The organism is Anaerobium acetethylicum (genome assembly GCF_900096945.1).
Lineage (GTDB): Bacteria > Bacillota > Clostridia > Lachnospirales > Lachnospiraceae > Anaerobium > Anaerobium acetethylicum.
Map to the genome: position 1 here is coordinate 1 of NZ_FMKA01000078.1, position 3,575 is coordinate 3,575.

The window sequence follows — 3,575 nt, forward strand, 5'->3', positions numbered from 1 at the left end:
AACTGATTATCCGAGAAGTATTAATATTCGAGAAGATTACTTAAAGCCTTTTTGTTTAAAGTATTTTGAAAGAATCTTCTCGAATAATAGTATCTAGTTTATCCTTATTGTAAAACATTTTACAATAAGGAGGATTTGCAATTATGCAGGAACAATTCAAATCATTTGATACTCTGGAGAGAAATCTTCTAGTCAAACTCGAAGCTCGAGGATGTACTTCTATAACCGTTACTGGATATAGATATTTGTGTAACAGTATTATTTTATGGTTGAAAAATAACGGATTTGAGCATTACAGTGAAGATGGTGGCAATTCATTTTTACAAGATTATTTAACAAAACATGGAAAAAATCAGTACTATACAAATCTGAGAACAGTTGTATATCGCTTAAATGATATTGTGAATAATGAATGGAAAGAGGTGCATTCGGATAAAGGAAAGCATTTCATTCTTTCTGATGAATTCAGTTCAATTATTGCTAACTATTGTGATAATGCAACTGATATAGGTCGCGCTGTTGGAACTATATACAATAAGAAATACGTTATATCCTGGTTTTTACATGAAGTAGGTAAGTTACAGTGTAATTCATTAGACCTATTATCTCCCCAAATAATTACACTTGCATGTACAAGGATATCAGATCATAATCTTTGGGGTGAAATAAGAGTATTTTTAAGATATTTAGTTGAAGCAGGTGAAATTAACGCAGATTATTCAACGCTTATTCCACATTACAGTAAACCATATGTAGTGCCAAGCGTATATTCGATTGATGAAATTAAACGAATTGAAAATTCCATTGATACTGGTACTGTTCAAGGGAAACGAGACTACGCAATTATACTTCTTGCTTCAAGAATGGGAATGCGTTCAGGCGATATTATAAGATTAAAAATGGGAGATGTAATAAACCGGAATGAGATAAATATTATCCAAGAAAAAACCGGAAATATCCTTCATCTCCCACTTATCGACGAAGTTCAGTTAGCCATAGAAGATTATTTATCAGTTAGGCCTTTGTCAGTAGCTAATGAAATCTTTATAAACGTATATGCGCCGTATAAACCAATAACAACAGGGACAATCAGGAATGCTTTGAAAAAGTATATAGCTGTAGCTGGTATTGATATTGGAAATCGAAAGAAAGGTCCCCATACTTTACGGTCATCTTTAGCAAGCTCTATGGTCAATGATGACATACCCTATGAAACAGTAAGAAAAGTACTAGGTCATAGTTCTAATAATGCTATAAAACATTATGCCAGGATCGATGTAGAAAAATTAAGACAGTATTGTTTGGAACCTCCCGAGGTGTCTGGAAAATTTAAGGCTTTTTTGCAAGGGGAGGTGCTATAAATGTCAAGTGAGTTCAAATCGGTTTTTGGTGATGAAATAGAATTACATCTAATACTTCGAAAAGAAGAATTAAGTTCAGAGGCATATAGACACTACAAACATACTGTGAAACTTTTTGATGACTATCTTTACAGCATCGATTATACAGAAAAATCAATCGATGAAACAGTTGTTGAAGAATGGATTAAGGAAGTAAGTTGTGGTATTTCTGTAAATACTGCTGGTCAGCATATACATTATATTAGGAAGTTGTTTTTATTTTTGATAGATAATGGCTACCACTGCTTTGTACCCAAAACAATTATGACAAGAGATACCTATATTCCATACTTATACACGGATCAGGATATTGAAAATATTTTTAAGACTACTGATTCACTTACAGCTCCACATGCAGTTAAAAATATATACATTGAAAATGAAATGCCACTGTTAATACGTTTGTTTTTCTGCTGTGGTTTGCGTGTAGGGGAAACTATAAACATCAAGGTCGGAGATATAGACTTTGAAAAAAATCTTTTCCTTCTGCGAGTTACAAAAAAATACAAGCAGAGGTTAGTTCCTTTTGATGAAAAGTTGGCTGAAATTATTTATCTATATTGCGTTGCTATGGGCATTCTAAATGATTCAGAGGCATACCTGTTTCCCTCAAATGATAAATATACCCCACTATCAGCTAATTCTGTTGGAAATTATTATCGAATCATTCGAAGAAAAGCAGGAATTGTAAAATATCAGCAGAATAGAAATGTTCGTGGAGCTTGCCTTCATTGCTTTAGACATACCTTTGCTGTAAGATCTTTTGATAAAAACAAACGAAGAGGAATTAGTCATAGGGAATCAGTTCCATTTTTATCAACATATTTGGGCCATGACAGCCTATATGAGACTGAGAAATACTTAAAATATAGTGGAGATTATTTTGAGGATACTCTTACAAAGTTTGAAGCATTCACTGAGGATTTATTTCCGGAGGTGAGCTTTTATGAGTAGACGAAAAATAAGTTTTATGTCTCTTTTAGAAGATTACTTTGAAACATATTTGCCCTATAGCAGAGGATTGAGTGGAAATACAATTAATTCCTATAAACAAACTTTTCTATTGTTAATGCGATATATGTTAGATGTGAAAAATATATCTGCTAGTAAAATTAATTTTTCGGATTTAACATATGAGACGCTTTTAGACTTCTTGAACTGGTTGGAGACTGATAGACTGTGCAAACCATCAACAAGAAATCAGAGATTATCAGTATTATCAGCATTTTCTGAATACGCACAAAATAGAGATTTTGATGCAGCTTCTGTTTTTAGAAGTGCTATTATTAAAATTCCAGTTAAGAAGGCCAAAGCAAAACAAAGAGCTGTATTTACCAGAGATGAAATAAAGATATTATTAAATCTTCCTGATGAAAACTATGAGACAGGATTACGTGACAAAGTAATGCTTTCATTTATGTATGCAACTGGTGCTAGAGCACAAGAAATATGCGACTTAAAAGTGGGGGACATTCGAATAAGCATATCATCTGCAGCCGTCACGCTAACAGGTAAAGGCTCGAAGGTTCGCCAGGTAGGAATTTCAAGGAAACTAGTTGAATCTCTGCAAAAGTATATCAGACATAGACATATTGAAAAATATCCTGAGAGACACATTTTTTCTAGTCAGACGCATGAGCAAATGACTATTTCATGTGTTGAAGGAATTTATAAAAAGTATGTTTCTATGGCTAAGGAACAGTATTCAACATTGTTTCATGCTGATAGTTATCCCCCACATTCAATGAGACATAGCACAGCATGTCATTTGCTTGAAGCAGGAGTTGATATAGTTACAATAAAAAATATATTAGGTCATGTTTCAGTCCAAACCACACAAATATACGCTGAAATGTCTCAGGACACAGTAGATAAAAAATTAAAAGAATGGAATGAAAGTTGGTTTGGCGACAATCAAAAAATCGAGATAAAGAAAACAACAGACAGTATGCCAGGATTCCTAAAAAAGAGATAAAATATTATTCGAGAAGATTCATTAAGATGCTGTAATTATGAATGATTACAGCAATCTTCTCGAATATTAATACTTCTCGGATAATCAGTTTTATTTTAGTTCTCGAATAAAACTGATATGAGACGCAGCATTGATGGCCTCATGGCAATCATCCGGGACACCTACGAAATGGATCCTTACGCAAATGCTCTTTATATCTT

4 protein-coding genes are annotated in these 3,575 nt (G+C 33.3%); all 4 read left to right on the forward strand.

Annotated elements, in window-relative coordinates; genetic code table 11:
* Nucleotides 1–143: 143 nt before the first annotated feature.
* Entirely contained in the window at nt 144–1,361 is a 1,218-nt protein-coding gene (locus BJR36_RS19730; protein ID WP_091237142.1) for a tyrosine-type recombinase/integrase, read from the forward strand.
* On the forward strand, nt 1,362–2,354 hold the full coding sequence (locus tag BJR36_RS19735; RefSeq protein WP_091237143.1) for a tyrosine-type recombinase/integrase: 993 nt from the start codon (nt 1,362–1,364) through the stop codon (nt 2,352–2,354).
* Entirely contained in the window at nt 2,347–3,375 is a 1,029-nt protein-coding gene (locus tag BJR36_RS19740; protein WP_091237144.1) for a tyrosine-type recombinase/integrase, read from the forward strand. The genes BJR36_RS19735 and BJR36_RS19740 overlap by 8 nt, the downstream gene beginning before the upstream one ends.
* A 117-nt stretch (nt 3,376–3,492) precedes the next feature.
* Nucleotides 3,493–3,575, forward strand: an 83-nt coding sequence (locus BJR36_RS21220; RefSeq protein WP_139133596.1) for a transposase, incomplete at its 3' end; no start/stop codon positions are given.